Here is a 25,104-nt window from a genome sequence, read left to right on the forward strand (position 1 = left end):
AACATTTTTAGAAATACTTTACCTTTGTTTAAAATAAAGTACAATGAACAAAAAAGTAATTCTTATGATTTTGGACGGTTGGGGAAAATCTCCTGACCCTAAGGTATCAGCAATTGACAATGCCAACGTCCCATTTATCAATAGTCTCTATAGAAATTATCCAAGTGCTCAACTTCGGACAGATGGTTTAAATGTTGGACTTCCTGACGGCCAGATGGGAAACAGTGAAGTAGGTCATATGAATCTAGGTGCCGGAAGAATTGTATATCAGGATTTAGCCAAAATTAATCTTGCTGTTGCACACGATACTTTAGCCAAGGAGCAAGTTTTAGTTGATGCCTTTACGTATGCCCGAATAAACAATAAAAAAGTACACTTTTTAGGTCTGGTTTCAGATGGTGGCGTACACTCTCATACTTCTCACTTACGTGGCTTGATTGACGCGACGCAACAACACGGATTACAAAAAGTTTTCGTTCACGCATTTACTGATGGTCGTGACGTAGACCCAAAATCCGGCAAACATTACATTCAGGATTTACAGGATTATATCGTTAATACAACCGTAAAACTGGCTTCGGTTGTGGGACGTTATTATGCAATGGATCGTGACAGACGCTGGGAAAGAGTAAAACTCGCCTACGATTTATTGGTAAACGGAATTGGAACACATTCAAGAAATGCAGTAGCTAACATCGAAGAAAGTTATGAAGTAAATGTAACCGATGAGTTCATTCACCCAATAATTATGGTCGATGAATATGACCGACCATTAGCCACAATTGAAGAAGATGACGTGGTTATTTTCTTTAATTTTAGAACGGACAGAGGAAGAGAATTGACGGAAGTATTGACTCAAATGGATTGTCATGAACAAAACATGCACAAACTCAATTTGTATTATGTTACACTAACCAATTATGACGAAACGTACAAAAACGTAAAAGTCGTTTATAATAAAGATAATATTACGGAAACGCTTGGTGAGGTTTTGGAGAAAGCTCACAAAAAGCAAATTCGTATTGCCGAAACGGAGAAATATCCTCACGTGACTTTCTTCTTTTCCGGTGGAAGAGAACAGCCTTTTATTGGCGAAAGCCGTATTTTGAAAAACTCTCCAAAGGTTGCCACTTATGATTTGCAGCCTGAAATGAGCGCTTTTGAATTGACAGTTGCTTTGATTCCTGAATTGGAAAAAGAAGAAGTGGATTTTGTTTGTCTGAATTTTGCCAACGGCGATATGGTAGGACATACCGGGATTATGAGTGCAGCGATAAAAGCATGTGAAGCCGTTGATAAATGCGTAGAAAGTGTAATCACGACAGCATTAGCCCACAATTATACAACCATCGTAATTGCCGATCACGGAAACTGTGAGACGATGATTAATCCTGACGGAAGTCCAAATACCGCGCATACTACAAATCCTGTCCCAATTATTTTAGTGGATAAAGATTTAAGGATCATTCATGATGGAGTTCTTGGTGATATTGCTCCAACTATCTTGGAATTAATGGGAATAGAAAAACCCGAAGCAATGACTTGTCATTCTTTACTGTAACCTATTTATACATATTTAACAAAGAGCTACTCCCAACACGAGTAGCTTTTTTTATAAATAAAAGTTAAATACCATTATTGTCAATAGTATTACTATTATATTCGCAATTAATATGAAGGTTTTGTAACAACAGGCTGGATTCGTGACTCTAGCGATAGAGTGAATCTTAAATAATCGTTATTAACACTGCTTTAATAGTATTAAAAAACCGACTAAATACAATAAAATGAAAATTATATACACTATCGCCGTTATTCTTATTGCCCATTTGAGCTTTGGGCAAATATCTAATTCAAATGATATCAAAAAGGAGTTTACAAATATTGAACTAGCATTAAAGGATCCGGATAAAGTATTTCGACTGAACTTGAGTAATCAAACATTAAAACTAGACGGTATTAGTTGGTCAAAATTTATTAATCTTGAATACCTAAGTTTGAAAAACGATCACTTAAAGGAACTTCCAAAGGAGATAATCCTTTTATCAAAACTTAAAATATTAGAATTAAGTGGAAATGATTTTTCAGTATTACCAGAAGATTTTTGGAAGTTAAGAAGCTTAGAAGAACTGTTTTTAAATGATGAAAAGAATTTAAATTTAGAGGCAAACATCAAAATAATGAGCAAAATGCCTTCTTTGCGAATATTGCATTTAGAAAATGACAATTTAAATAGTGTACCAAACACTATTGGTAGTTTGAAAAATCTAGAGTTTTTATATTTAAATAACAATCAATTCAATGAGATTCCAAAAGAAATTAAACAATTAGAGCATTTACAGTTCTTAGATATGCGTGATAACAAAATCATAGTTCCAAATCGTTCTGAAGAAAATTTGAATTTTGGATTTAGAATCAAACTGTAAAAAACAAAATAAGAAAAGTAAATTTTTTGGTAGAAGCAAAACTTAATTATTTATCGTATCTGATTTGTTTTAAAATAAAACCCAATCACGTTCATTTTAATTTTAATGTTGTTGTTTATCAGTCGCAAACTAAAGAGATACAAAAGAGGTACGTTCAAAGGATCACTTTTATTCTGATTTTGCAGTAGTACCTTTAACCGTTTTGTTTCTTCTGCGGTGCTTTTTACAAGAAATTTATTAGTCTTCAATCCACTAATTTTAATCTTTACAGTATGAGACTTCATAATTATATTTTATTTAACGAAAGGTTTTTTTAAACACCGCATTGCTGAAACAATTATACAAACATCATCGATTATGAATACCATACTAGCTAACGTAAAGATACAAGTCAACGAAAAAATATACGTTAAGAATCCAGAAACATCTCCTTTGGGCAAAAAAATCATCGAACAAGGAATTATTTTAATTGACGAAATTGGATTTGATAATTTCACATTCAAAAAATTGGGTGAAAAAATTGGTTCCAATGAAAGCTCCATCTATCGATATTTCGAAAATAAACATAAATTGTTAATTTATTTATCCTCGTGGTATTGGAGTTGGATGGAATACAAACTTCTTTTTGCTACAACAAATATAACAGATCCATTTGAAAAACTAAACAAAGCAATAACCATCGTAACGGAAAAAGTTACAGATGACACCGATACGGAGCATATCAATGAAGCCATTTTAAATAATATTATCATTGCGGAATTCACGAAAACATTTCAGACAAAAGAGATAGATCAGGAAAACAAGGAGGGTTTTTTTTTAATTTACAAAAGGGTAATCAATCGCATTGTGGCAATTGTAAACGAGGTCAATCCAAGTTATCCCTTCGCAAAATCACTAGTTTCAACAATAGTTGAGGGTAGCTTACACCAACATTTCCTGAAGGAGCATTTAAAAACAATAACCGATTGTAATGAATCCGTTACCACCACCCACTTTTACCTGAATCTTATTAAAAATGTCTTACGATAAAACAAATCACAGCTATTATGACTCCTTTAAATCGTTTTTATAAACTACTTGCATTAGATAGAAAAGATGTCTATCAAATATTTTTTTACGCCATTTTTGCAGGATTAATTAGCTTGTCTTTGCCGCTGGGAATTCAGGCAATCACCAACTTTATTCAATCCGGAAGAGTAAGTGCTTCCTGGATAGTTTTAATTATTTTAGTAATTTTTGGTGTGGCATTAGTTGGGATTTTATCTTTAATGCAACTAAGAATTACCGAAAATTTGCAACAAAAAATATTCGTCCGTTCCTCATTTGAATTTGCGGCCCGATTGCCAAAAATAAAAATGGATCAATTGTACAATTCGTATCCGCCAGAATTAGCCAACCGCTTTTTTGACACGATGACCATTCAAAAAGGAACTTCTAAACTATTAACTGATTTTTCAGCGGCGTTGTTACAAATTGTTTTTGGAGTAATTTTACTATCCTTGTACCACCCTTACTTTATTGTATTTGGTGTTTTACTGTTTTTCCTTTTGTATTTTATATTCAAATTTTCCTATAGATCAGGACTGGAAACTAGCTTAAAAGAATCAAAATTCAAATATAAAGTTGCGGGTTGGCTACAAGAATTAGCTCGAAATAATTACAGTTTTAAAAATGATCTTCACTACAATTTTGGCTTGCAAAAAAACAATGATATAGTAAGTGATTACTTAAATTATCGAGAAAAACATTTTAACGTAATCAAAAGGCAATTTAGCCAGTTAATTATTTTTAAAATATTGATTACCGGGAGTTTATTATCTATCGGTGGTTTTTTGGTCCTATCACAGCAAATGAACATAGGACAATTTGTAGCAGCAGAAATTATTATTTTATTGGTCATCAATTCAGTCGAAAAAATAATTGTTGGACTGGAAACATTTTATGACGTCCTAACTTCTATCGAAAAAATAGGACAAGTAACTGATCTCGAATTAGATGAAGAAACAGCATTCGACAGCGATATTTGTTACGCTAATATTTCATTAGAAATAGAAAATCTTACTTTTAAATTTCCCCATTCAAACAAAGAAATATTAAGTAATTTGTCTTTAAAAATTGAACAAGGAGAAAAGATAGCAATTGAAGGACCAAATGGTTCTGGAAAAACAACGCTAATCCGAATATTATCTGGTTTATTACAACCTACATCCGGTACTTTTTACATAAATGACGATACCTTTAGAAAAATTAACTTGAAACAATATCGTTCACAAATTGGTGGTGTTATCCACGGTGAAACACCTTTCGAAGGAACACTATTAGAAAACATTACCTTTAATAGCAACTCCGTAAGCAATGAAAATCTAAAGTGGGCTATTGAGGGCGTCCAACTTTCCAGCTTCGTTAAAACACTCTCAAAGGGTCTCGATACTCACATTTTTCCAGAAGGTAAACAATTAACTTCTTCTGACGCTGAAAAAGTACTTCTGGCCAGAAGTATATTACACAAACCAAAAGTGCTTTTTTATGAAGACCCAACGGACATGATGGACATTAAAGTTGCTAATGAAATTATTGATTTCCTTACTTCCGATAAAAACAACTGGACGATAATCGTTTCCTCAAAAAATCCATATTGGAAAACCAAATGCAATCGCATTATCACCATGCAAAATGGAGCTATTCAACTGGATTTAAAAAATAATTAGTCATGCTAAACATATCTGATAATAGAACAAAACTGCAGCCATTAGATCGTTTTGCTACGGTAAAAAACTTGACAAACAGGCCCCATTATAAAATTTTAAATAAAATTATCGCAGTTGTATCAATTATAGCTGTAACAGCATTGTTTCTGCCTTGGACACAAAACATTTCTGGATCCGGAAGCGTTACTACATTAAAACCCGACCAAAGACCGCAATCTATTCAAAGTGTGATTTCTGGACGCTTAGAAAAATGGTATGTTCAAGAAGGTGATTTTGTCAAGAAAGGCGATACAATTGTATTCCTTTCAGAGATAAAAGAAGATTACATGGATCCAAATTTAATTCAAAATACAAAAAATCAAATAGATGCCAAGAAACAATCATTACAATCATATAGCTCAAAAGTAACTACACTTTCAGGTCAAATAGAAGCCATTGAAAGAGAAAAAGTCTTGAAACAGGAACAAGCACAAAATAAAATCAAGCAATCTCGCTTAAAAATTGAAAGTGACAGCATGGATTTGGTAGCCGTGAAAACCCAATTAAAAATAGCCAATACGCAATACAATCGCTCCGTGCAGCTGAATAAAGAAGGGTTAAAACCACTGACTGATATTGAAGAAAAAAGGCTGAAATTACAAGAAGTGGAAGCTAAAATTATCACGCAGGAAAATAAATATTTAACCAGTAAAAATGAGCTTATAAATGCGAAAGTTGAAATAAACAGACTAAGCGCGGAATATGCTGAGAAAGTTTCTAAGGCCAATAGTGACAAATTTACAGCACTCAGCAGTCAGTACGATACTGATGCACAGGTAAATAAACTCGAAAATCAATATGCCAATTACAGCATTCGAAACGGCATGTACTACATCAAAGCATCGCAAAATGGATATATTAATAGGGCTTTACAATCTGGTTTAGGAGAAACTATCAAAGAAGGAACGCCAATTGCAACCATAATGCCTTCACAATATGACATAGCCGTTGAAACTTTTGTAAACCCAATAGATTTGCCACTGCTAAGCAAGGGCGAAAAAGTACGGGTTTGGTTTGATGGATGGCCCACCATTGTATTTTCAGGATGGCCAAACATGTCTTATGGAACCTTTGGCGGAGAAATTGTTGCTATTGAAAACTTCATCAGTGAAAATGGCAAATACCGGGTATTAATTGCTCCCGATAAAAACGAAGATAAATGGCCGAAACAATTAAGTATAGGAGCAGGAGCGCAAACTATTGCCTTGCTGCATAATGTACCTGTTTGGTTTGAAATTTGGAGAACATTGAACGGATTCCCTCCAAATTATTACAAACCAACGACCAAAACCACAAAAGAAAAGAAATAATGAAACACCTATTTTTAGCGTTTTTATTTTTTGGGTTCGTTGCGTCAGCTCAAGATATTAACTCAAAAGAATTCACTTACACCGAGTTTTTGGGTTATGTAAAAAAATACCATCCACTGGTGAAGAATGCCAACTTAGAAATCAATAAAGCACAAGCTAATTTGATGATGGCTCGCGGTGGATTTGATCCAAAAATTGAAGTCGATTTCAGCAAAAAACAATTTAAAGACACCGAATATTATTCTATTTTGAACAGCAGTTTCAAAATTCCAACTTGGTATGGAATCGAGATTAAAGCGGGCTTTGATAATAGTGAAGGTGTGTATTTGAATCCCCAAAATACGCTTCCCAATCAAGGCTTAACTTCGCTGGGTGTAACTGTTCCGCTTGGACAAGGTTTATTTATCAATCAGAGGATGGCGGATGTACGAAAAGCAAAAATGCAAATTCAGTTGAGTCAGGCAGAACGAAAATTGCAGGCTATTGTAGTGTTGTATGATGCTTCGTTAGCATATTTTAATTGGAAGAAAAACTTCAATGAAGTGCAATTATATGAGGAATATAACAAAAATGCACTAATAAGATTGAAAGGAATTCAATCGTTAATTAAACAAGGAGACAAACCTGCGATAGACAGTGTTGAAGCGGGAATTATTGTAAAAAACCGCATATTAAATTTAGAAGATTCAAAGCTTAAATTGGCTAAAGCCAAATTAGAACTCGCTAATTTTCTTTGGTTGGAAAACAACATTCCCCTTGAATTATCCGATGAATTAATTCCCGAAATTCAATTGGAATTCACGATTCAGGAAAGTTTAAAAACGAATGATTTACTGAATACGGATTTCTCCATCACCAATCATCCAAAAATAAATGCGTTGCAAAGCAAGATTGACATGCTAAATGTAGAGAGAAAACTCAAGGCCAACATGCTTTTACCTAAAATTGATGTGGGTTACTCCTATATTTCAGAACCCAGCTATCTTGATAATTATCAATTTGAGGATTATAAAATCGGATTGGATTTTTATTTTCCTTTGTTTCTTCGAAAAGAACGCGGAAGTTTGAAATTGGCGAAATACAAAGTACAGGAAACCGAATTTACATTGGACTTAGAAAAAGTACAGTTGACCAATAAAATCAATGCCCAAAAAATGGAAATTGAATCCTTGTTAAGACAAAAAGAGCTCATAAAAAGTTTGGTTCAGGATAATCGCACGATGTTAAATTCAGAAGAAAGATTATTTTCTTTTGGTGAAAGTTCACTGTTTTTAATAAATACCCGTGAGAATAATTTAGTAATTGCGCAACTTTCGAAGATTGCTTTGGAAAACCGCTTTTACATTTCAAATTCAGAGCTTTTTAAAATAATGGCCAATCCGGATTAAATAATTATAAAATTGTACTTTTGCAAACTGAAAATTCGAAATTATGATTATTGTAAAATCACGAGAAGAAATAGAATTAATGCGCGAAAGTGCATTGATCGTATCCAAAACATTAGGAATGATTGCTTCTGAAATCAAAGAAGGAGTCACAACGTTATATCTGGACAAATTAGCCGAAACATTCATTCGTGATCATGGAGCTGAACCAAGTTTTCTTGGATTATATGGTTTCCCAAATTCACTATGCATGAGTCCAAATGCGCAAGTAGTTCATGGGATTCCGAACAACACACCTTTAAAAAGTGGTGATGTAATTTCAGTAGATTGTGGCGCATACAAAAATGGATATCACGGCGATCACGCGTATTCTTTCGAGATAGGTGAAGTCTCTCCTGAAACTAAAAAATTATTGCAGGTAACCAAAGATAGCTTGTACGTTGGCATCCGCGAATTCAAATTAGGAAACCGCGTAGAAGATGTTGGAAACGCAATTCAAAAATATACCGAATCGCATGGTTATGGTGTGGTTCGTGAATTAGTGGGTCACGGCTTGGGCCAAAAAATGCATGAAGATCCTGAAATGCCTAATTATGGCAAAAAAGGCAGAGGAAAACTTTTTGTAGAAGGAATGGTTGTCGCGATTGAACCAATGATTAATATGGGAACCCGAAACATCAAGCAACACAAGGACGGCTGGACAATCACGACTGCTGACGGAAAACCAAGTGCCCATTTTGAACATGACGTTGCTATTATCGATGGAAAACCGGAAATTTTATCCACGTTTGCTTATGTTTATAAAGCGTTGGGAATTGTAAGTAATGAAGAAGATGAGTTTAGAAGAGAACCGTTAGTTTTATAAACACAGATTTCACAGATTTTCACAAATTAGAATAGTAATTAAATCATTTAAGTCTGCATACAAATTGTAGTACTAAAACTGAATGCTTAAAGCCTATCATCTTAATTACTAATCAAAAAATGGAAGAATTTTATTTAAAGGAAGAAACATTTAAAATAATTGGAGCCTGCATGGAAGTCCATAAAATTTTAGGTAAAGGCCACAGCGAAATAATTTATGGTGATGCATTAGAATATGAATTTCGTAGAAACAATATTCCTTTCGAAAGAGAAAAAAAATTTAATATTACATACAAGGAAATCGTTCTACCCCATCATTATTTTTCAGATTTTGTGATTTTTGAAAAGGTAATCTTAGAAATAAAAGCAATTCAAGAACTATCAAATAGTGAAATAAAACAAACGCTCAATTATCTTGCTGCTTCAAAAAACAAAATTGGTCTACTGATAAATTTTGGGGAAGATAGTTTAAAATACAAACGAATTATATTATAAATAAATCTGTGAAAATCTGTGAAATCTGTGTTTAAACTTATACTCAATACCATTCCGCGCCCTTTACTAATCCGTTTAAGTTATGTTGCCCGACCAGTTCTTGCATTTGCATTAAAAGGAACGACATTCACTGATCCTATTGACGGGAAAAGTTTTAAAATGTTTCTGCCGTACGGATATGGAACACAACGAAATAATGTGCTTTCGCCGAGCACACTTTCGCTGGAAAGACATCGTTTATTGTGGTTGTATTTAAATGATGAAACTGATTTTTTTCAATCTGAACTTGTTTCAAATTCTGTTACAAATTCTAAAAGAATACAGTTAAGAAATGGGGAAACAAATTCAGCATTAAAAGTATTGCATTTTGCACCTGAACAAGCTTTTTACAAATTGTTTCGCAATCAAAAAAATCTGGATTATACTACAACTGATTTATTTTCGCCTTTGGCGGACGTAAAGGCTGATATTTGTAATTTACCTTTTGAAGACAATCAATATGATGTTATTCTGTGCAATCACGTTTTAGAACACATTCCGGATGATACAAAAGCGATGCAGGAATTGTATCGGGTTTTGAAACCGGGCGGAATGGCTATTTTACAAATTCCACAGGATTTGTCCAGAGTCACCACTTTTGCTGATGACACCATTAAGGATCAAAAAGAACGCGCTAAAATCTTTGGTCAATACGATCACGTTCGGATTTATGGACGCGATTATTTTGATAAATTACGAAGTATTGGTTTTAAAGTAATCGAAGAAGAGTATACCACTAAAATTGCACCCGAATTAGTAGAAAAATATTGCTTGGCCAAAGGGGAAATTATCCCGGTTTGTTTTAAATAATTCACCATAAAAAAACCTGCTGAATTCAACTTTAGCAGGTTTTTAGTTTATAAATAAATTGGTTTATTTAACTCCAATTTGATGGCTTTCTATTTTACCATTTATATAAATTTTTAAAACATAAACTCCCTTATTTAAACCACTAACAAAAAATGAAGCTCTATTATCTTTAATTTGAATTTTGGCTTTTGATTTTCCCATAATATCAAATAATTCTCCTGAAATCTTAGCATTCTTTTCCGGAAGATTATTTGCATCTCTTAAGTCTATGTTTACTTTTTCATTTGAAGGATTTGGATAAACCAAAAATGTTTTTTCGTCTTCTGATAGTCTCATTAAATTATTGCTACAATCGACAACTTCAAAATACAACTCACTCCATTCGCTCCACCCACAATTATTTTTAGCTCGAACTCTAACACCTGTTTGTCCAATATAATTAGGAGCTATATAAATTTCATTTCCCCTAGTGTCTTGAGCAATTACAATGTTTGCATTAATTCTTTCCCATTCCCAATTTGTTTTTTCTCCAATTTCTAAATCAGTCATACCGATAACACTTGCCTCAACATTATTTGTTAAATCAAAAGAAGGCAACCCTAGTTCTTGCTGGCAAAAAGTGCCACTACATATTGTAGATTGATTTGGACAAATTAGTCCTGTAATTTGTGGCGCACCTACCCAAATTCTTTTAGTTATTGTAATGCCACCACAAATAGCATTACCATATATTACTTGCAGAGTTACGTAACCACTTCCATTATTAATTGTTAGGGTTACAGTCGACGTGTTGTTACCCGTTAAATTAGCAAGATACCCACCTTCGGTTATAGACCAATTATATGAATCAGCACCGCTTGGAACTGAAAAAACACTCGTCCCACAAACGGCATCGTTTCCAGTGATTTGTGATGCTGAATTTCCTGAACACATAAAGGAACAATTTGCTAATTCTGGATTAGTATACGGATTGCTCAATGCGTTTAGTTCAGATGCTAGCCATTTTCCATTTCTGGGATTAAATGAAATGTGTTGTTTGTTGTGTGCGTTTGGGTTTACTATATCAAAATCTGTGACGAAATTGGCAAACGGACTATTTTTGGGAGAAACAAGTGGTATTGCCCCAACATATGATTTTTTGTAGTCTTCATCTATTAAGGTTATGTTTCTTTTACCAATATCTAGAGCACTTGCTGTTGGAATAAAACCAAAACGATCTTTTATAATTAGATTTGGGCTATTAACAGTTCCAGCTAGAGTATTTGTATCAAAATAGCCACCTCCATAAGTATCAAAAGGTAAAATTCCCAAAGGTTGGTTTTTTGTTACATTAGTAATATCAACCGTGACATTTAAAACCCAAAGAATTTTCTTGGTATATGACATACGTCCTTTGTAAATCTCGTTACCGGAAGTATCATATAATGATTTAGCTTTAAAATCGACATTGTATTTTGAGTGCCCAGGGAATAGTCCTAAAACTGCTACCCCATAAAGATCAGAATCTACAAATGTTCCACCAATATATCCTCCTAAAGGATTGTAAATCAAACTGAATAAATCACCCCAAAAAGACAATCCTTTGTTTAATTGAATATTGACCAAGTCATCACCTGGATTAAAGTTTTGAGTTGTACCGCATTCGCTACCATTACTGATCGCGATATTCCTGCATTGTAACGGATAGCCACCACTATTTGCAAGCCCTTTTCCTTTTAATTCATCATAGAATGAGGTGTTTTCCCAATTGTCTATTGCGTAATTAGAATTTACAAAATTGCCGATTAATTGTTTAGAAGCTGGAGCGTCGAGAATAGACGAATAAGAAGAAACAGGTTGGGTATCTGTATTCATGGGAAGATAAACTTCACCACCATACAATAGTAAAGGAGATTTTACATACTGACTTTTAAGGTGACAAACATATACTGAAAAGAAATCGGAATATTAGCCCCTTGTTGCGGTGCATCGTGTGATATAAACAGACTGGTTTGATGATTTTCGCCTCGCTGCTCCATATCTGCAAGGGCATAACGAGCAATAACACCACCCATACTTTGTCCTAAAACTACATTTTTAGTGGTACTCCCGCTCAAAACTTTACGGTCATTCACGTATTTTATGACCGCCTCAAGGGCATAAGCATTACGTTGCATATAATCTACGCCATTATTCCAATCTACATAGACAATGTCGTATTGTTTGTAGTCTTCGTAAAGTAGATTTTTTAATTCAACTCCGCTTTCAAGAAGACTTGGTTGAAATGTTCCAGAATAGGTATTATTCCCATATGCTTTTTCAGGATTCAAAACTACACCAAGATCAAATCCTTCGGCTACAATTAGCGGTCTCTTAAGTCCCTGACTAGGATCCCCAGCATAATCAATCGTCAGCTTTACAGTTCCTAATCCGCCTAGATAAGGAATTGCAGCTGTTATACTTATTGGGCTTTCTATTGGAGAAATTCTACAGGTTTGGCAGGGTGGAGGAACTGGAGGTCCTGTTTGTCCATTTACCTGATTTTTGCCTATTTTCATCCTTGATTGGTTATACAAAGCTGTACCATTACTGAGATTCAGTTTGTATTTCCAAATTTTTGTCCCGTATGTGGTATAATTAACCGTAATGTTTTGGTTATACGTCACTGTTACGTATCCCTGTCCATTATCAAAATCTATTTGTATGCTTGTTATTAGGTTTTGATAATTAGAGATAAATATATTGGAAGGAATTTTTACTTGCATAGTCAATTCATCATATTGCTTGATGGGCGCTGCCATTGCAAAAGTTTGCAACTCTTGATATGGATTTTGCCATACTCCGTTGATTACCTTGTCATAAAATTTATTGTTGGACAACATAATCTTATTAGTCGTAAGGGCATTATCTGCAAATTGAGCGTACTTAAAATACAGCCCACTCAAGGCGATAACACCTATTGATCTATTGCCGTTCCATCTGTTGTCATATTCTGTAGGAGTTATCCAGGCCGTACTTACTTCTCGTACTCTGCTAGAAAGTAATGTGTTATAAATTTGATTTAAACTAGATTTGTCTGAATACGTACTATCTGTAAGTGTACCATTGTAAGCAGGTACATTGGTAAACTCCATACCATAATCGAGCAGAATACCGTGTGGTATTTTGGTTTTGTCCAGCGATCCAAATACAGTGTTCATTTGTGTTGCAAAAGTCGTATTGATGTCTTGTTGCGCATTTGAAAATATAGAAAATAAAAAAGCAAAAAGGAGGAATGTAATTTTTTTCATAAATTTGTTTTTTAAATTAAATAAAGATGAGATATTGTTCAATTTGATTTTGGTAAGACTGTCTTTTTGCCAATCTTACTTTTTTATAATTAGTTTTAATATTCCATATCAAAGCGACCTTCACGAACTTGAATTTTTTCTCCTTTTGAGTTTACAGCATCAAACCAAAATGTTCCCGATAGTATTGCTTTGCTAAAATTATGATTAGTGATTTTTAGTTCGCCAGTGATTGTTAAGGTTGTTCTGTAATCATCTTTACCGATACCTCCCGTAAATACAACAAACTGCCCCCATTTAGAATTATATTCCTGTAAGTCGTATATTTTACCTATTTCTAAATTTTGATTTAAAGTTGAGATATAAATTGATCTTGAAGTATCATTCATATTTTCAGTAATTCTTAATCCAAAATTCAATCCGTCTTGATATAAACAATTTAATATTATTCCAGTTCCTTTTGGTAAAAATGCTTCACCATTTATTAAACAACCAGCAGTATTTGCACCTGTTTGTGTAGCAGGAGGTAGTTGGTCTATTGGCTTTTTCGGTTTGTTGTCATCTGTAGAGCAACAACTTAATATAAGAACTGTTGCGAATAAAAATAGTAGGTTTTTCATTGGTTAAGTTTTTGTTAAAAAAAAAATATATATACTTTTTACGTGTTAATTTTTAGTTAATTTTATTGCAACTATTTGATCTTAATGATTTTTTAAATTACATAAATGTGAGGTGTTGTTTAATTTGATCTTTGTAAAATTATCTTTTTGCCAATCTTACTTTTTATAATTAATTTTTAATATTCCCTATTAAATCGACCATCGAGTACTTGTATTTTTCCCCCTTCAGAGTTTATTGCATCAAACCAGAAAATACCAGACGGTATTGCTTTATTAAAATTATGATTGGTTATTTTTAGTTCGCCTGTGATTGTTGAAGTTGTTTTATATCGCAAATCTCCAATATTTTGATATATATTATATTCCCCAAATTGAGAATTTGCTCCATATTCTTTTAAAATGTACGTTTGACCAACAACTAAACTTTGATTATTGCTTATAATGCCTATTAATATTGTTTGATTATTTAGTTTTTGAGCGAGGTTAACAGTGAAATCTTTTCCATCAATATAATTACAAACTAAATTACCTGTAGGTAAATAGCCCTTTGGTAAAAAGGCTTTTCCATCTAACAAGCATCCAGCAGTATTTGCGCCAATTTGTGTAGCAGGAGGTAATTGGTCTATTGGGTTTTGTGGTTTGCTGTCGTCTTTCTTGCAACAAGTTAATGTAAGTGCGGTGTTAATTAATAATTACTTTAACTCCAATGTGTTTGTATTTAAAGTCTGTTATTGTTAATAATTACAGCGAATCGTCCTACTATAATTTCTACCATAAAAAAAACCTGCTAAAGTTAATTTTAGCAGGTTTTTAGTTTATAATTAAATTGATTTATTTTTTTTCCGGCATTAGTATTCCAATTACTTTATCTTTTGTAAGGTATTTTTTTGCAATATCTTGCATATCCTTAGCCGTTACCGAATTGACCGTTTCTTCAAATTCCAAAACCTCTTCAGGACTATTTCCATTGATGTAAGATCTCGTAAAGTTAGACAACCAGTATCTGTTTTCTTTGCTGTCTTTTCTGAAATCAGCCAGTTCCCCTTCTTTGAATTTTGCCACATCTTTTTCATCCGGTCCATTATCAATAATGTTTTGAAGTTCTTTTAAAGCAGAAGCTGTCAATTTTTCAGCATTATCTGGTCCACATGGAAACCCAATTGAAAAGTTGTAGGATCCATTTGGAACTTTATTTAAACTTCCTCGTGCCGAAACGCCATAAACGCCACTTTCATTTTCACGTAATTGTTCAATTAGTTTTATTGTCAAAACTTCACCTAAAGCTTGCATACTCATGGCATCTTTAGCAGAATATTTTGCATCTCCATAATACATAATCGTCACGGTACTTTTAGGATCTGCTCCCTTGTTGACTACTTTTTTCAAGTCTCCTTTTAACATTCGGTAACCTAAATCAACTGCTTTCTCTTTTTTATCAGTGGCTGGTAAAGACGCTAAATATTTGATAGAATACGCTTCCATAGTTTTATCATCAATATTTCCGACGAAATAAAACTCAAAATCAGAAGCATTAGCAAAACGCTCTTTGTATTTAGTGTAGGCTAACTTGTAATCTGTTGCAGCCCACGACTGATCCGTCGGCATAATTCCGTTGAATCTTGGATTTTCTTTATTCAGATAAGTATAAAACTCTTGCTGAAAATAGTTTAGTGGTTGCGAAGCCATATTCTTAAAGAAACTAGACTGTTTTTGTTTAAAGCCTTCAAAAGCTTCAGGATCATAGTTCAAATCCGTGAAATAAGCATACGTCATTTGGAACAGATATTCTAAATCCTTAGGAGTAGCATTCCCTCTTAAACCCTCAGTAGTTCCCCCTATATATGGATTTACTCTCGCTATTTTACCCGTCATAAATTTATTGATATCATTCAATTTTAATCCGGAGAATCCGGCTTCCGCCAAAGCTCCATTTGCAAATTGAACTTTTTTCATATCTTCATTAGAATATAAATTAGATCCTCCAAGACTCACTGCCTCAAAAAGAACCTCATCATTCTTAAAATCTGTATTTTTGTAAACTACTTTTACACCATTGGATAAAATTAAAGTCTTTGTTCCAATTTTAGCATTGCTTTCACGCTTAACAATAGTACCATTTTTAACTTCATTCCTCAATAAACTTGTAGCAACAGCAGCATCTTCATAAGGCTTAATATCATCTGTATTGATTTTTAAAGCCTCTAAAACTTGTTGTTCTGTAACTTTTTTTAAGCCTTCTTTTTCAGGACCAGTCAGAATAACAACGCGGTTATCCTCTTTAACATAATCCTTAATCAAATTGTTTACATCCTTCAAATCAATCAAAGGCATCAATTGTTTCATCGTTTGATACGTCCATTCGATTCCGGGAACGGGCTCTTTTTCCAAGAAATTAGATTGGTATTCTCCAACAAAATTCACGGAGTTGGTTTTATCTCTGTCGTTATACGCTTTTTCAATAGTAGCAAGAAATTCTGATTTAGAACGATCTAATTCTCCTTGAGTAAATCCAAATTTCTTAGCTCTTTCATTTTCAGTTACCAACACTTTTAAAGCGCTTAACTGTTTATCTTCCTGAGACATCGCCAAAGATTGATATGCTTTTTTATTTCGGGCAAAAGTTCCTCCGTAATACGAATATCCATAAGTAAATGGCGGTGTCGCTGAGTTAGTCAATTCACCCAATCGAGTATTTAACAACGTAGAGAATAATCCCTCAACAATATAATTCTTAAAATCACCAACATTCACTACTGGTTTTGGAGCGCCGTAATCTTTGTACATCAATTGTACTTGAGCGCTTGACGCTTCTTTATCACTTTCAACAGCTACAAAAGTTTCCTTATGATTAGGAACGTCATAAAATTTTCTAGGTTTTTCATTAGCTGGATTTTTATACCCTGAAAAATGAGAAATAATCTTCTGCTCCATGGCAGCAACATCAATATCACCTACGACAATTACGCTCATCAAATTTGGACGGTACCAATCCTTGTAAAAGTTAATTAACGACTGGTGTTTGAATTTTTCTAAAACTTCTCTTTGACCAATTGGCAAACGCTCCGCATAATGAGATTCATGCATCATTTTAGAAATATAACGTGCCTGCATTCTTTTTCCGGCTCCTAAACCTAACCTATATTCTTCCAGAACAACTCCTCTTTCTTTATCAATTTCTTCTGAAGTCAAAACCGTATTAAAAGCCCAATCTTCTATAATTTGAAATCCTTTTTCCAGTTTTTCAGGATTGTCTGATGGAATTGGTAAAAAATAAACTGTTTCATCAAAACTGGTGTAGGCATTTAAATGCTGTCCAAACTTTACACCGATACTCTGTAAATAATCAACCAATTGGTTTTTTGGAAAGCGCTTGGTTCCATTAAAACACATGTGCTCCATAAAATGCGCTAATCCTTGTTGGTCATCAGTTTCTAAAATGGATCCCGCATTGACGACTAAGCGCAAATCTACTTTGTTTTCCGGTTTGGCATTTTTCTTGATATAATAGGTTAATCCATTTTCCAATTTTCCAGTCTTCACGCTTGAATCAAAAGGAATGACTTTTGAATAATCCATTTGTTGGGCAAAAGCCGCTAATGGAAAAAGCAAAACGCCAAATACTAATTTGTTGATTTTTTTCATAAGGTTTGTTTATTTAAAGTAAAACTAGCTAGTTAGCACTTAAAAATAACTTGGATTAAGATAAAATTAACAGATATTACGCACAAAAAAAATAGTGACCTAAAAACACATCATTTACCAAAAACAAAAGGTAATTGTTATATTTACCCAATCATAAGTTCTAGACAATGACGAAACCTTTTCTCAAAATAGCTTTTCTTATTCTCAGTGTATTTTTTTCCTGTTTTTCTTTTGCGCAAGCAGAAAAAGAAATCGCCCCTCCGTACCACATTAAGACTATTTCTTTTATTCAGAATAACCAAAATATAATTCCATTTTTAAAATTAGGAGAAGGATTTCAATTAGAATTTGATGATCTTTTTGGCAATGAAGCCAATTATTATTACGAAATAATTCATTGCGATTACAACTGGAACCCAACCGCAATCCCTAAAAATGAATACCTGGAAGGTTTTGACAATCAAAGAATTCAGGATTACACCAATTCATTCAACACTTTGCAAATCTACTCGCATTACAAATTAGCGATTCCAAATCAGTTTACGCAACAATTAAAGATCAGCGGAAATTACATGATTAAAGTATTGGACGAAAACAAAGAAGTAGTGTTTTCCAGAAAATTTATTATCTATGAAGATTTGGTTACGGTTCCCATTCAGGTGAAAAGAGCGCGAACAATAAGCAATATTGAAGCAAAACAAAATTTGGATTTCAGTATCAAATCGAATACAATTACGTTCCAAAATCCGCTGCGAAACGTCAAAGTGCTTGCGCTTCAAAACGGGCAATGGAAAACAGCTCTAAAAAACATTGCGCCTCAATACACCATTGGCAATGATTTAATTTACAAATACGATAGCGAAACTCAGTTTTGGGCGGGAAACGAATTTCTATTTTTTGAAAACAAAGACATACGATCCGCAAGCAACAATGTAGCCCGAATCGATTCTAATACGCCCATTTATGGGTCATTTCTGTTTACCAGTGATGCAAGAGCAAACCAGCCTTACTCATTCACTCAAGATGTAAATGGCGGTTTTGTTATCAATAATTTAAATGTAACGAAGAGCGAAATCGAAGCGGATTATGCCTGGGTATATTTCAGCCTTTCGGCACCCAGTTTCCGATTGAACAAAAACATTTATGTCACTGGAATGTTCAATAATTACAACTTAAGTCCTGAATTTAAAATGGATTACAATTCTAAAAAGGGAATTTATGAGAAAGCCATTTTAATTAAACAAGGATTTACAAATTTTCAATACACGGTCGCTGATGACCAAGGAGTCATTGATCAGGAAAATGCAATAGACGGCAATTTCTACCAAACAGAAAATGAGTATACCATTCTAGTTTATTATAGAGAAAACATTGACCGATACGACAGAGTTGTGGGCAAAGGAATGGCGAGTTCCGTAAATATAATTAACTAAAAAACTTTTTTGACTTTTAACAAAAAGATACCATTTTTTTGTAAATTTGTCAATAATAATCACATATTCATCCATTTAACATGGTTTCTCAAATAACAAGAGGTATAAAAATTTCGGTATTGACTAGTTTTGAGGGTACTTACTTCAAAAACTACAAGATCCATTTTGCCTTTAGTTACGTAATCACAATCGAAAATCACAGTAAGGATTCTGTTCAGTTGATTTCCCGCCATTGGGAAATTTTTGATTCTTTAAATGAAATCGAAATTGTTGATGGCGAAGGTGTAATTGGAAAAAAACCAGTTTTGAAACCTGGTGAATTGCATACATACAGTTCTGGCTGTTTACTTTCTTCACCGTATGGCGCAATGAAAGGGTATTTCAACATGATCAATTTTACCTCCACAAAAAATTTCAAAGTGATAGTTCCTACTTTCAGATTATGCGCTCCTTTTGCCTTGAATTAAAATTCATTTTTATTTTTTTAGTAGATCATTTAGCACCCGTAATTGAAAGTACCAATAGCCGAAGCAATTAATTAAAAGTCTTCGTCATCCTTTTATTTTTTTATAAGTAAAACAAAAGCTCCTAAAATCGCTCTTATTTCACAAGAAAAAATACAAAGAGACCGCATCAATTTTACCATTTCTATCTGACTTAATACACAATAATCAAAAGTTGTTACTTTTAGTTTACAGCAAAAAATGTCTTTTTTCAAACAATCCTTCGTACTTTTGTGACTTATTAAAAAAGACATTACAAGGATTTCTAATTTTATAATTTTACAAATATGTTAAAAGGATTTTTTCATGTACCAAAAGCGGTAAACGAACCAGTAAAAGGTTATGCACCAAATTCACCAGAAAAAGCAGCTGTACAAGCAGCTTACACAAAAATGTGGAATTCTAAAATCGACGTGCCATTATATATTGGAAGCGAAGAAATTAGAACTGGAAACACAAAAAATATGACTGCTCCTCACGATCACAAACACGTCGTAGGAACCTATCATTTAGCCGAAAAAGTACATGTTGAGCAAGCAATTGCAAACGCATTAGAAGCTAAAACAGCGTGGGCAAATATGGCTTGGGAACAAAGAGCAGCTATTTTCCTGAAAGCAGCTGAACTTATTGCTGGTCCTTACAGAGCGAGAATAAATGCTGCAACTATGATTGCACAATCTAAAAACATACATCAGGCAGAAATTGATGCTTCTTGTGAGTTTATTGATTTCTTACGCTTCAATGTAGAATTCATGACGCAAATTTACGGTGATCAGCCTAGTTCAAATTCAGATATGTGGAACCGCCTAGAATATAGACCTCTTGAAGGTTTTGTATACGCGATTACTCCATTCAACTTTACTGCCATTGCCGGAAATCTTCCCGCAAGTGCTGCAATGATGGGTAATGTTGTGATCTGGAAACCAAGCGACAGCCAAGTTTTCTCTGCACAAATCATTATTGAAGTATTTAAAGAAGCTGGTGTTCCTGATGGCGTTATCAACGTAGTTTTTGGAGATGCTTTGATGATTACCGACACTGTTTTGGCAAGCCGTGATTTCGCAGGAATTCACTTTACAGGTTCAACTCATGTATTCAAAGATATTTGGGCAAAAATTGGGACTAATATTCATCATTACAAAACCTACCCAAGAATTGTAGGAGAAACTGGAGGAAAAGACTTTATCATTGCGCACTCAAGTTCAAATCCAAAACAAGTGGCAACAGGAATTGTTCGCGGTGCATTTGAATTTCAAGGTCAAAAATGTTCAGCAGCTTCTAGGTCTTACGTTCCTAGAAGTTTGTGGCCAGCAATTAAAGAACAACTTATCACCGACACCAAATCCATGAAAATGGGTTCTCCGGAAGATTTTGGTAATTTTATTACTGCGGTTATTCATGAAGGATCTTTTGACAAATTGGCTAGTTTTATTGACCAAGCTAAAAAAGATGCTGATGCTGAAATAATAGTTGGAGGAAATTACGACAAATCTATTGGTTATTTTATTGAACCAACTATAATTGTAACTACCAATCCTCATTACACGACTATGGAAACCGAATTATTTGGACCTGTAATGACAATTTTCGTTTACGAAGACAACAAATGGGAAGAAACTTTGGAACTAGTTGACACAACTTCAGAATACGCGCTAACAGGTGCTGTTTTCAGTCAAGACCGTTATGCAATTGAGCAGGCAACTACCAAATTGCAAAATGCAGCCGGGAACTTCTATATCAATGATAAACCAACCGGAGCCGTTGTAGGAATGCAACCTTTTGGTGGTGCAAGAGCATCTGGAACGAATGATAAAGCAGGTTCAGCATTGAATTTATTGCGTTGGGCTTCGCCAAGAACGATCAAAGAAACTTTTATCACTCCAGTAGATTACAGATACGCGTTTTTGGGAGAATAAAGTCATTGTGAGGAACTAAGCAACCTCATTTAATTATTTAAAAAACCGAGAGAAATTCAATTGATTTGAATTTCTCTCGGTTTTGTTTTATTACTGTCATTGTGAGGAACGAAGTAATAACCTAACTCGTAAACTTCAATGGCACATGTACCACTTTCTTAGTTTCAAAGAATTCATCTTCAAAAAAGTCAGCAAGATTGTATTCAGTAGCTTTTGGAAAGTCCTTTAATTCTTCGGTTAAATCGCCTCCTTTTAAATACAAAATTCCGTTTTTTAATTCATGTTTATTGTTCTTTTTGATTTTGGTTTTTACCCAAGAAACAAAATCCGGCATATTCGTTACGGCACGACTCACGATAAAGTCGAAATCTCCTTTTACATTTTCAGCACGCATTTGCTCCGCTTTTACATTTTTCAATTCCAATCCTTCGGCAACAGCCTGGACCACTTTTATCTTTTTGGCAATAATATCAATCAAATAAAAACGGGTTTCCGGAAAAAGAATCGCCAATGGAATTCCAGGAAATCCTCCACCAGTGCCTACATCCAGAACATACGTTCCGGGTTCAAAGTTTATTATTTTGGCTATTCCCAATGAATGCAAAATATGTTTGATGTACAAGGCATCAATATCTTTTCTCGAAATAACATTGATTTTTTCATTCCAATCGTGGTATAAAAAATTGAGTTTCTCGAACTGTTCTTTCTGAATATCAGTTAAATTAGGAAAATACTTAAGAATCTCGTCCATCTATTAATTTTTTAACAAAAGTAATACTTTAGAGTTAAAATATTTATGTCAAATTTGTATATCCAAAAATTTATAATAATTACCTTTGAACTTTATTAAAAATATATGATTAATAGTGCACCAACATTTGCTAAGCAAGATAGCTTAAAGTTCTTTAGAACACTTAACTCACGGGTTAACAATTACTTCAAAGAAAATAACATCCAAAAGACAGGCAACTGGAAACTGTATTTGAAAACTATAATTTTGTTTTCTGTTTTTCTTGCGCCTTACTTTTTAATTGTAACACTTGGTATGCCATTTTGGGCACATCTTCTGTTAACAATAGTTATGGGAATTGGAATGGCCGGAGTAGGAATGAATGTGATGCACGATGGTAATCACGGTTCGTATTCCAATAAAACTTGGGTCAACAAATTCATGGGTGGAACTATTTATGTTTTGGCAGGAAATGTATACAACTGGCAAGTGCAACATAATGTATTACACCATACCTACACGAACATTCCGGGTCACGATGAGGATTTAGATGCCGGACGTGTAATTCGTTTTACAAAAGATGCCAAATGGTATAACTTTCACCGTTTTCAGCAATATTATTCGGTATTCTTATACGGATTGTTAACGTTCAATTGGGCTATCACAACTGACTTTAAACAGATGAGAAGCTACTTGAAAAGAAAATTATCTTACGGAGAAGCAAAAAGCCCAAAAACACTTTGGACGACTCTAATCATCACTAAAATAATTTACGTTTCTATCTGGATCGTGTTACCAATCGTTATTGGAATTACGTGGTGGAAAGTTCTTATCGGTTTCTTCGTGATGCATTATACAGCTGGTCTAATTCTAAGTGTTGTGTTCCAGTTAGCTCACGTTGTTGAAGAAACTACGAATCCATCTCCAAATGAATTAGGCGAAATGGACAATACTTGGGCCATTCACCAATTGTTCACAACAACGAATTTTGCTCCAAAAAACAAAATCGTAAACTGGTACACCGGAGGATTGAATCACCAGATTGAGCACCATATTTTCCCAAATATCAGCCACGTACATTATGGTAAAATTGCCAGTATCGTAAAAGAAACCGCTCAAGAATGCAACTTGCCGTATTACGAATACAAAACAATGCGAAGCGCTGTTATTGCCCATTTCAAACATTTGAAAGAGTTGGGAATGAAACCAGAACTTACATAATCATTAAAAAGCACAACGTTTAGAAAAGATGCACTGCGGTGCATCTCTGCAGGCATCTCTACTTAAATAAAAAACTAACTACAACCTATTAAAATGAATCCATTATCCGATAGAATAAATAATTTATCTACCTCTCAAACATTAGCAATGGCTGCTTTAGCCAGAGAATTAAAATCACAAGGAAAAGACATCATTAGTTTGAGCTTAGGAGAACCGGACTTTAATACACCTGATTTTATAAAAGAAGCGGCTAAAAATGCGATTGACGAAAATTACAGTACTTATTCTCCGGTAGAAGGATATTTAGAATTAAAAGAAGCCATTTGCAGAAAATTCAAAAGAGACAATGATTTAGAGTACAAACCCTCTCAAATTGTAGTATCAACAGGAGCAAAACAATCGTTATACAACATAGCTCAAGTAATGCTAAACGATGGTGACGAAGTAATTTTACCGGCTCCTTACTGGGTTTCGTATTTCGAAATTGTAAAATTATCAGGTGGGATTCCTGTAGAAGTTCCAACTTCTGTCGACACTGATTTCAAAATCACACCAGAACAATTAGAAGCAGCGATCACACCAAAAACAAAAATGATGTGGTTCAGTTCACCTTGTAACCCAAGCGGATCGGTATACAACAGAGAAGAATTAACGGCTCTTGCCAAAGTGTTGGAAAAACACCCACACGTATATGTTGTTGCTGACGAAATCTACGAGCACATCAATTTCTCCGGAACTTTTTGCAGCATCGCATCTATCCCAGGAATGTTAGAAAGAACTATTACCGTAAATGGAGTAGCAAAAGCTTTTGCTATGACAGGATGGAGAATTGGATATATTGGCGCACCAGAATTCATCGCCAAAGCGTGTACAAAAATTCAAGGACAAGTAACAAGTGGTGCCAATAGTATTGCACAACGCGCTACTATTACCGCAGTAGATGCTGACCCAAGTGTTCTAAAACACATGGTGGACGCTTTCCATAGCCGTAGAGATTTAGTCGTTGGATTGCTAAAAGATATTCCAGGAGTAAAAATCAACGTTCCCGAAGGTGCTTTTTATGTATTCCCAGACGTTTCCTCTTTCTTCGGAAAAACATTAAGAGGAACGTTTATCAAGGATGCCAATGATTTTTCTATGTATCTTTTGGGCGAAGCTAATGTAGCAACCGTAACCGGTGACGCATTTGGTAACCCAGACTGTATCCGTTTTTCTTACGCAACCAGCGAAGAATTGTTAATTGAAGCTTTACGCCGAATAAAAGGAGTAGTGGCTCTATAGTAAAAAGTCTTAAAGTTGAAAGTTGGAAAGTCAAAAATCCAACTTCCAGTATACAAACAAAGCCTCAAGATTTTCTTGGGGTTTTGTTGTATTTGGGCGTGACCACAAGGGTCGGGCTTTTCGCTGCAATCTTTATATTTTTGAAGAAAAAATATAAAGGATTTCCGCTGCACTCCCTCACGCAAACCCTGCCAAAATTCTATTTATTCTAATCCAGTACAGGCTGCTTGCTGGCTGTCCCAACACTTTTAAATACACCCTGGAAAACAATGAAATTTCTGATGCTTTATGTTTTTTATTACTAGATTCAACTAACTAATGCAACTTTTAGGGTGTATGTAAAGACATTTTTTCAAAAGAAAGGACTTTTAAAAAGCCCTCTCTCTCGAATGGAATAAATGTTCTTTATTTGCTCC

Annotated in this window: 20 protein-coding genes; 14 read left to right on the forward strand and 6 right to left on the reverse strand. The window is 34.2% G+C overall.

Annotated elements, in window-relative coordinates; translation table 11 throughout:
• The first annotated feature begins 43 nt into the window (after nucleotides 1–43).
• From gpmI to ACP7AQ_RS14545, 9 genes are all read left to right on the forward strand, one after another.
• Complete coding sequence (gene gpmI / locus ACP7AQ_RS14505) at nucleotides 44–1,561, forward strand: 2,3-bisphosphoglycerate-independent phosphoglycerate mutase (RefSeq protein WP_426095964.1); 1,518 nt, start codon at nucleotides 44–46, stop codon at nucleotides 1,559–1,561.
• A 226-nt stretch (nucleotides 1,562–1,787) separates the two neighbouring features.
• Complete coding sequence (locus tag ACP7AQ_RS14510) at nucleotides 1,788–2,426, forward strand: leucine-rich repeat domain-containing protein (protein WP_426095965.1); 639 nt, start codon at nucleotides 1,788–1,790, stop codon at nucleotides 2,424–2,426.
• 357 nt (nucleotides 2,427–2,783) lie between these two features.
• Nucleotides 2,784–3,455: a TetR/AcrR family transcriptional regulator gene (locus ACP7AQ_RS14515; RefSeq protein ID WP_426064215.1), complete on the forward strand. Its 672-nt coding sequence runs from the start codon at nucleotides 2,784–2,786 to the stop codon at nucleotides 3,453–3,455.
• Nucleotides 3,456–3,472: 17 nt separating this feature from the next.
• A complete protein-coding gene (locus ACP7AQ_RS14520) occupies nucleotides 3,473–5,134 on the forward strand; it encodes a peptidase domain-containing ABC transporter (protein WP_426064216.1) in 1,662 nt (553 codons plus the stop codon).
• Nucleotides 5,135–5,136: 2 nt separating this feature from the next.
• Nucleotides 5,137–6,483 carry an HlyD family secretion protein gene (locus ACP7AQ_RS14525; RefSeq protein WP_426064217.1) on the forward strand — a complete coding sequence of 449 codons (1,347 nt, stop codon included), beginning with the start codon at nucleotides 5,137–5,139 and terminating at the stop codon, nucleotides 6,481–6,483.
• Nucleotides 6,483–7,871 carry a TolC family protein gene (locus ACP7AQ_RS14530; protein WP_426095966.1) on the forward strand — a complete coding sequence of 463 codons (1,389 nt, stop codon included), beginning with the start codon at nucleotides 6,483–6,485 and terminating at the stop codon, nucleotides 7,869–7,871. The genes ACP7AQ_RS14525 and ACP7AQ_RS14530 overlap by 1 nt, the downstream gene beginning before the upstream one ends.
• 43 nt (nucleotides 7,872–7,914) lie before the next feature.
• Nucleotides 7,915–8,733, forward strand: a complete 819-nt coding sequence (gene map, locus ACP7AQ_RS14535) for a type I methionyl aminopeptidase (RefSeq protein ID WP_426095967.1) — start codon at nucleotides 7,915–7,917, stop codon at nucleotides 8,731–8,733.
• Nucleotides 8,734–8,852: 119 nt separating this feature from the next.
• On the forward strand, nucleotides 8,853–9,227 hold the full coding sequence (locus ACP7AQ_RS14540; protein WP_426095968.1) for a GxxExxY protein: 375 nt from the start codon (nucleotides 8,853–8,855) through the stop codon (nucleotides 9,225–9,227).
• 18 nt (nucleotides 9,228–9,245) lie between these two features.
• Nucleotides 9,246–10,076 (forward strand): class I SAM-dependent methyltransferase, encoded by an 831-nt coding sequence (locus ACP7AQ_RS14545; RefSeq protein ID WP_426095969.1) that lies wholly within the window; start codon nucleotides 9,246–9,248, stop codon nucleotides 10,074–10,076.
• 63 nt (nucleotides 10,077–10,139) lie between these two features.
• Here ACP7AQ_RS14545 and ACP7AQ_RS14550 read toward each other — a convergent pair whose 3' ends face one another.
• The 5 genes from ACP7AQ_RS14550 to ACP7AQ_RS14570 all read right to left on the reverse strand — a co-directional run bounded on the left by ACP7AQ_RS14550 (nucleotide 10,140) and on the right by ACP7AQ_RS14570 (nucleotide 17,604).
• Nucleotides 10,140–11,930, reverse strand: a complete 1,791-nt coding sequence (locus ACP7AQ_RS14550; RefSeq protein WP_426095970.1) for a T9SS type A sorting domain-containing protein — start codon at nucleotides 11,928–11,930, stop codon at nucleotides 10,140–10,142.
• Between the two features lie 41 nt (nucleotides 11,931–11,971).
• Entirely contained in the window at nucleotides 11,972–13,345 is a 1,374-nt protein-coding gene (locus tag ACP7AQ_RS14555) for a hypothetical protein (protein WP_426095971.1), read from the reverse strand.
• 95 nt (nucleotides 13,346–13,440) lie between these two features.
• Nucleotides 13,441–13,962 (reverse strand): DUF6252 family protein, encoded by a 522-nt coding sequence (locus ACP7AQ_RS14560; RefSeq protein WP_091202687.1) that lies wholly within the window; start codon nucleotides 13,960–13,962, stop codon nucleotides 13,441–13,443.
• Nucleotides 13,963–14,138: 176 nt separating this feature from the next.
• Nucleotides 14,139–14,537, reverse strand: a complete 399-nt coding sequence (locus tag ACP7AQ_RS14565) for a hypothetical protein (RefSeq protein WP_426095972.1) — start codon at nucleotides 14,535–14,537, stop codon at nucleotides 14,139–14,141.
• A gap of 256 nt (nucleotides 14,538–14,793) precedes the next feature.
• On the reverse strand, nucleotides 14,794–17,604 hold the full coding sequence (locus ACP7AQ_RS14570) for a M16 family metallopeptidase (RefSeq protein WP_426095973.1): 2,811 nt from the start codon (nucleotides 17,602–17,604) through the stop codon (nucleotides 14,794–14,796).
• A 167-nt stretch (nucleotides 17,605–17,771) separates the two neighbouring features.
• On the opposite strand from ACP7AQ_RS14570, the gene ACP7AQ_RS14575 reads away from it, so the two are divergent.
• From ACP7AQ_RS14575 to pruA, 3 genes are all read left to right on the forward strand, one after another.
• On the forward strand, nucleotides 17,772–19,037 hold the full coding sequence (locus tag ACP7AQ_RS14575) for a DUF5103 domain-containing protein (RefSeq protein WP_426064223.1): 1,266 nt from the start codon (nucleotides 17,772–17,774) through the stop codon (nucleotides 19,035–19,037).
• Between the two features lie 80 nt (nucleotides 19,038–19,117).
• Nucleotides 19,118–19,504: a Co2+/Mg2+ efflux protein ApaG gene (gene apaG / locus ACP7AQ_RS14580; protein WP_091202696.1), complete on the forward strand. Its 387-nt coding sequence runs from the start codon at nucleotides 19,118–19,120 to the stop codon at nucleotides 19,502–19,504.
• Nucleotides 19,505–19,827: 323 nt separating this feature from the next.
• A complete protein-coding gene (gene pruA, locus ACP7AQ_RS14585) occupies nucleotides 19,828–21,456 on the forward strand; it encodes an L-glutamate gamma-semialdehyde dehydrogenase (protein ID WP_426095974.1) in 1,629 nt (542 codons plus the stop codon).
• 121 nt (nucleotides 21,457–21,577) lie between these two features.
• On the opposite strand, the gene rsmG is transcribed toward pruA, so the two are convergent.
• Complete coding sequence (gene rsmG / locus ACP7AQ_RS14590) at nucleotides 21,578–22,207, reverse strand: 16S rRNA (guanine(527)-N(7))-methyltransferase RsmG (protein ID WP_426095975.1); 630 nt, start codon at nucleotides 22,205–22,207, stop codon at nucleotides 21,578–21,580.
• A gap of 105 nt (nucleotides 22,208–22,312) precedes the next feature.
• Here rsmG and ACP7AQ_RS14595 point away from each other — a divergent pair, with 105 nt between their 5' ends.
• Together ACP7AQ_RS14595 and ACP7AQ_RS14600 are read left to right on the forward strand one after the other, a co-directional pair.
• Nucleotides 22,313–23,407 (forward strand): fatty acid desaturase family protein, encoded by a 1,095-nt coding sequence (locus ACP7AQ_RS14595; protein WP_426095976.1) that lies wholly within the window; start codon nucleotides 22,313–22,315, stop codon nucleotides 23,405–23,407.
• 93 nt (nucleotides 23,408–23,500) lie between these two features.
• Nucleotides 23,501–24,688 carry a pyridoxal phosphate-dependent aminotransferase gene (locus tag ACP7AQ_RS14600; protein WP_426095977.1) on the forward strand — a complete coding sequence of 396 codons (1,188 nt, stop codon included), beginning with the start codon at nucleotides 23,501–23,503 and terminating at the stop codon, nucleotides 24,686–24,688.
• Nucleotides 24,689–25,104: the final 416 nt, after the last annotated feature.

The organism is Flavobacterium sp. DSR2-3-3 (assembly GCF_049896585.1).
GTDB lineage: Bacteria > Bacteroidota > Bacteroidia > Flavobacteriales > Flavobacteriaceae > Flavobacterium.

Bases quoted from the DNA above. Each gene is read 5' to 3' on its own strand.
- ACP7AQ_RS14570 (WP_426095973.1), bottom strand. From the start codon at position 17,604: ATGAAAAAAATCAACAAATTAGTATTTGGCGTTTTGCTTTTTCCATTA.
- ACP7AQ_RS14575 (WP_426064223.1), top strand. From the start codon at position 17,772: ATGACGAAACCTTTTCTCAAAATAGCTTTTCTTATTCTCAGTGTATTT.
- ACP7AQ_RS14525 (WP_426064217.1), top strand. From the start codon at position 5,137: ATGCTAAACATATCTGATAATAGAACAAAACTGCAGCCATTAGATCGT.
- ACP7AQ_RS14540 (WP_426095968.1), top strand. From the start codon at position 8,853: ATGGAAGAATTTTATTTAAAGGAAGAAACATTTAAAATAATTGGAGCC.
- ACP7AQ_RS14530 (WP_426095966.1), top strand. From the start codon at position 6,483: ATGAAACACCTATTTTTAGCGTTTTTATTTTTTGGGTTCGTTGCGTCA.
- ACP7AQ_RS14520 (WP_426064216.1), top strand. From the start codon at position 3,473: ATGACTCCTTTAAATCGTTTTTATAAACTACTTGCATTAGATAGAAAA.
- map (WP_426095967.1), top strand. From the start codon at position 7,915: ATGATTATTGTAAAATCACGAGAAGAAATAGAATTAATGCGCGAAAGT.
- ACP7AQ_RS14550 (WP_426095970.1), bottom strand. From the start codon at position 11,930: ATGAATACAGATACCCAACCTGTTTCTTCTTATTCGTCTATTCTCGAC.
- ACP7AQ_RS14510 (WP_426095965.1), top strand. From the start codon at position 1,788: ATGAAAATTATATACACTATCGCCGTTATTCTTATTGCCCATTTGAGC.
- ACP7AQ_RS14560 (WP_091202687.1), bottom strand. From the start codon at position 13,962: ATGAAAAACCTACTATTTTTATTCGCAACAGTTCTTATATTAAGTTGT.
- pruA (WP_426095974.1), top strand. From the start codon at position 19,828: ATGTTAAAAGGATTTTTTCATGTACCAAAAGCGGTAAACGAACCAGTA.
- gpmI (WP_426095964.1), top strand. From the start codon at position 44: ATGAACAAAAAAGTAATTCTTATGATTTTGGACGGTTGGGGAAAATCT.
- ACP7AQ_RS14515 (WP_426064215.1), top strand. From the start codon at position 2,784: ATGAATACCATACTAGCTAACGTAAAGATACAAGTCAACGAAAAAATA.
- ACP7AQ_RS14555 (WP_426095971.1), bottom strand. From the start codon at position 13,345: ATGAAAAAAATTACATTCCTCCTTTTTGCTTTTTTATTTTCTATATTT.
- ACP7AQ_RS14595 (WP_426095976.1), top strand. From the start codon at position 22,313: ATGATTAATAGTGCACCAACATTTGCTAAGCAAGATAGCTTAAAGTTC.
- apaG (WP_091202696.1), top strand. From the start codon at position 19,118: ATGGTTTCTCAAATAACAAGAGGTATAAAAATTTCGGTATTGACTAGT.
- ACP7AQ_RS14600 (WP_426095977.1), top strand. From the start codon at position 23,501: ATGAATCCATTATCCGATAGAATAAATAATTTATCTACCTCTCAAACA.
- rsmG (WP_426095975.1), bottom strand. From the start codon at position 22,207: ATGGACGAGATTCTTAAGTATTTTCCTAATTTAACTGATATTCAGAAA.